Genomic DNA, 4164 nt, shown 5'->3' with positions numbered 1-4164 from the left:
CTGCCCGCGCACGCCCGCGCGGCGGCCCTCGACCACGTGTCCCGGCGGCTCGCCGAGCGCGCCGACGAGGTCGCGGCGCTGATCACCGCCGAGAACGGCAAACCGGTGAAGTGGGCCCGCGCGGAGGTCGGGCGGCCGTCTCCACCTTCCGGTGGGCCGCCGAGGAGGCCCGGCGCTTCTCCGGGGACCTGCAACGACTCGACACCGACCCGACCGCCACCGGCCGGATCGCCCTGGTCCGGCGGGTGCCGAAGGGGCCGGTGCTGGGCATCGCGCCGTTCAACTTCCCGCTCAACCTCGTCGCCCACAAGGTGGCGCCGGCCATCGCGGTCGGTACGCCGATCATCGTCAAACCCGCACCCGCGACGCCCCTGTCCGCGCTGCTGCTCGGCGAGCTGCTGGCCGAGACCGACCTCCCGGCCGGCATGTTCTCGGTGCTGCCGCTGCCCAACGACCGCGCCGCCGAGCTGGTCGCCGACCCCCGTCTGCCGGTGGTGTCGTTCACCGGGTCCGCGCCGGTCGGCGCGGCCATCCGCCGCCAGGTGCCGGAGAAGCACGTCACGCTGGAACTGGGCGGCAACGCGGCGGCCGTGCTCTGCGCGGACTGGACGTCGGACGACGACCTGGACTTCGCCGCGCAGCGGATCGCGACGTTCGCCAACTACCAGGCCGGCCAGTCGTGCATCGCCGTCCAGCGGGTGTACGTGCACCACACGCTGCACGCCGACTTCCTGCCCCGGCTGGTCGCCGCGGTACGCGCGCTGCACACCGGCGACCCCACCTCCGAGCTGACCGACGTCGGACCGATGGTGTCCGAGGACGCGGCCCGTCGGGTCGAGACGTGGGTGGCCGAAGCGGTCGCCGCCGGCGCCACCATCGAGGTGGGCGGGGACCGCGACGGCGCCACGTACCCCCCGACCGTGCTCACCGGCGTGCCCGCCGACGCCAAGGTCGTCGCCGAGGAGGTGTTCGGGCCGGTGCTCGTGGTCGCGCCGGTCGCCGACGACCAGGCCGCGTTCGCCGCCGTCAACGACTCGGTGTACGGGTTGCAGGCCGGTGTGTTCACCCGCCGTCTGGACGTGGCCTTCTCCGCCGCGCGGTCGTTGGAGGTGGGCGGGCTGGTCGTCGGCGACGTGCCGTCGTACCGGGCCGACCAGATGCCGTACGGCGGAGTCAAGGGCAGCGGCGTCGGCCGGGAAGGGCTGCGCAGCGCGATGGACGACTACACCGAGCCGCGCGTCATGGTGCTGACCGGGCTCACGCTCTAGCTCTGGTCGGCCTGCCAGGTGCCGTCGTCGCGGACCCGGGCCGGGGCGCGGCCGAGCAGCAGGGTGGTCAGCGCGGCGTCGATCGTGTCGCCCAGGAACCACTCGCCGGCCTGGTCGAGGGCGAAGACCCGGCCGCGCTCGTCGACGGCCAGGATGCTGTCCTGCTGCTCGGTGCCGATCGGAAAGAGTCGAACACCGAGCACCGCGCCGAAGTCGGCGAGCGTGTCGGCGGTGTGCGCGATCGTGTGCGGGCGGATGTCGAACCGGGAGATCCACACCTGCTCGCCAGGGCCGCGCCGGGCCCCGACCAAGCTGGGGAACGCGGTCAGCGCCTCGACGGCGGCCGGGAAGACCTCGTGCCGGTGGGCGCGCCCCACCACGGCGGTGACGTCCCGCACGGCGGCGGCGGCCATGATCTGGTCGCCGATGTGCGGTCGCCAGCCGGCCGCCACCAGCGCGTTGGCCACCTCGGGCGGAAAACGGCCCGGGTCCGGGTCGGGCTCCGCCGGCGGCAGCCAGGTCTCGGTGTACGCCCGAGCCGACTCCGGCAGAACGTTGGCGCGCACCAGGAAGTCGACGCACGAATCGCAGGGCCGCTCGGCCGCGCCACCTGCCGGGTCACCCGGCTCACGGACCCGGAAGATCTCGAACCGCGCGCCCTCCAGCAGTGCCGCCGCCTCGGCCCGGCCCATCGGCGCGATGCCCTCGGCCGCCCGTAGGTGGTCGTACTCGTGCAGCACGTCGGACACCACGATCAGCTCGGCGTGACCCTCGCCGCCACGCACCAACTCGCCAGGGGGCAGCCGATCCAGGTACGTGCGGACGAGCGGGTGATGGTTCAGCGGGACGGCGCCCTTCGTGCCCTGGGCCGTCCAGATTCGACCGTCGATGGTCAGATGCGCGGTGGTGTTCGGGGTGGCGATCCGATGGATCTCCCGCACCAGCAGGCTCGACTGGTCGACGGTGCGTGCGGCGGCCGGCCCGGAGGGCTGGTTGCGCCGGTACATGTCCGCCACCACATCGCTCGGCACCCGGGGCCAGGTGGTGACCTTCCCGGTCTGCTTGTCGATGACGGTCGTCGGCAGGTCGCCGGGGACCGTCCGCGCCTCGGTGGGCACGACGGACGTGATGACGTAGCCGAGATCGAACTCGTCGACCATCGGGGTGCACTCGTGGCCGAGGCGCTGCGAATCACGGCGGGCCCAGATGGCCGCGAGCTGCTCGGCCTGTTGACGGTCGATCACACAGCGAAACTACCGGATTACGCGGATCGATGGCAGCCGGTATGGTTCGCCCTACCGACGGTGACGGGAGGAACGGCGGTGAGCGGACGCGCGGACCGGGACGCCAATCGCGAGCTACGGGCCCGATTCGACGACGTGTACGGGCAGTATCAGCAGCTCAGGTCCAACCTGGACGAGCTGCGGACCCGGCTCGCCGCGGTGCGGGTGACCCGGCGCTCGGCCGACGGACAGGTGACCGCGACCGTCGGCGCCCGGGGCGAGCTGGTGGCGATCGAGCTGGACCCGGCCGTCTACCAGGACCGGAACGTCGAGGCGCTGAGCCGGAAGATTACCGAGACAATTCGGGCCGCCACGACCGCTGCCAGCGACGCCACCCGAGAGCTGGTGGCCGAACACGTACCGGCCGGCGCCGGCCCGGTCGAGTTCCTGCGCACCGGAGACTTCGGCGCGCTGCTCGGGCGCGCCGAGGCCGTACTCGGTCGGGGCGAGGGGCCGGCATGACCGACGGGCAGCTCTGGCTCGACCCCTCCCGAGCACGGCGGGGCGGTGCCGACCTGGCCCTCGCCGGCGAGGCGGTGACGGCCCGCCGCGCAGCGCAGGGCGGCGAGATCGAAGCCGCCAGCGGCGCCCGACCGTGGGGCCGCGACGACATCGGCGCCGCGTTCGAGCGCAGCTACCGAGGGTTCGAGCAGACCGTGCTGCGAGCCTGGACGGGCACCGGCGAGCGGCTCACCGAGCTGGGCAGCGACGTGGTCCGCGCGGTCGACGCGAGCGTGCAGACCGATGTCGGCAGCGCCGCCCGGTTCGACCGGGCCGCCGACCGGCGCTGACAGCGGGCGATCCGGATGACCGTGCTGCCCAGCCCGATTCCGCACCCGCTCGACTACGCACCCTGGGACGTGCCCGGCTGGATATACGAGGCACTCGACTGGGTCGTCGGCGTGCAGTGGCCGGAGGGCGACGAGCGGGCCGTCTGGGACGTCGCCGACCGGTGGTACGCGGTCGCCGCCGTACTCGCCGGCCCGCACAGCGACGCTGCCGCGGCCGCCAACGAGGTACGCGCCGGATACGGCGGCGTCGGTGCGGTCGACGCCGCGTTCGAGGCGGCCTGGCGGGGGATCGCCGAGGGCGACGACGCACCGCTGCCGGTGCTGCTCGCGGTCACCAACGACCTGGGCCGGCTGGTCGAGGAGTGCGGCTGCGACATCGAGAGCGCCAAGCTCGAAGTCTGGATCGAGCTGGGCATCCTGGTCATCGAACTGATGGCGGTGGCGGTGGCGGCGGTGCTCACCGCCGGTGCCGCCTCCCCGGCCGCAGGCGCGGCGATCACCGCCACCCGCCTGCTGATCCAGCAGATCTTCAAGCGGCTGATGGGGCAACTGGCCAGCAAGTCCCTCAAGCACGGGCTGAAGGAAGCCGGTGAACGGGCCGCCAAGGAGGTCGCGCGCGGTGGCGTACGCGGGCTGGCCAGGCGCGCCACCCGGGAAGGGCTGGAGGAGGCCGCCGAGGAGGCCGGGGTCACCCTGGCCACCCAGGCGTACCAGAACTCCACCGGCCGCGCCCACGGCCTGGACCTGACCGACCTCGGCGCGTCCGCCGTCGGCGCCTCGCCGGCGGGGCGGTCGCCACCGCTGGCCGGCCTGGGTCGGCAC

4 protein-coding genes and 1 pseudogene are annotated in these 4164 nt (G+C 73.8%); 4 read left to right on the top strand and 1 reads right to left on the bottom strand.

Annotated elements, in window-relative coordinates; genetic code table 11:
• Positions 1–1268 (top strand): annotated as a pseudogene (locus tag JNW91_RS30095) (aldehyde dehydrogenase family protein); the annotation flags it as partial.
• Here JNW91_RS30095 and JNW91_RS30090 read toward each other — a convergent pair.
• Positions 1265–2512: an SUKH-3 domain-containing protein gene (locus tag JNW91_RS30090; RefSeq protein WP_203178879.1), complete on the bottom strand. Its 1248-nt coding sequence runs from the start codon at positions 2510–2512 to the stop codon at positions 1265–1267. The pseudogene JNW91_RS30095 and the gene JNW91_RS30090 overlap by 4 nt on opposite strands.
• A 78-nt stretch (positions 2513–2590) precedes the next feature.
• Between JNW91_RS30090 and JNW91_RS33760 the strand changes: the two genes are divergently transcribed.
• The 3 genes from JNW91_RS33760 to JNW91_RS30075 form a co-directional block, all read left to right on the top strand.
• Entirely contained in the window at positions 2591–3013 is a 423-nt protein-coding gene (locus tag JNW91_RS33760) for a YbaB/EbfC family nucleoid-associated protein (RefSeq protein ID WP_203178878.1), read from the top strand.
• Positions 3010–3342, top strand: a complete 333-nt coding sequence (locus JNW91_RS30080) for a hypothetical protein (protein ID WP_203178877.1) — start codon at positions 3010–3012, stop codon at positions 3340–3342. Before JNW91_RS33760 ends, JNW91_RS30080 begins: the two co-directional genes overlap by 4 nt.
• A gap of 15 nt (positions 3343–3357) precedes the next feature.
• Positions 3358–4164: WXG100-like domain-containing protein (locus JNW91_RS30075; protein WP_456085422.1), on the top strand; the 807-nt coding region annotated here is incomplete at its 3' end.

It is taken from the genome of Micromonospora parastrephiae, from assembly GCF_016802865.1.
Classification (GTDB): Bacteria; Actinomycetota; Actinomycetes; order Mycobacteriales; family Micromonosporaceae; genus Micromonospora; species Micromonospora parastrephiae.
Note: the sequence above shows the minus strand (reverse complement) of the source record. Positions and strands in the feature narration are given on the sequence as shown.

What these genes read in the sequence shown, in the direction of transcription:
- JNW91_RS30080 (WP_203178877.1), top strand. Translation starts at nt 3,010, where the DNA reads ATGACCGACGGGCAGCTCTGGCTCGACCCCTCCCGAGCACGGCGGGGC.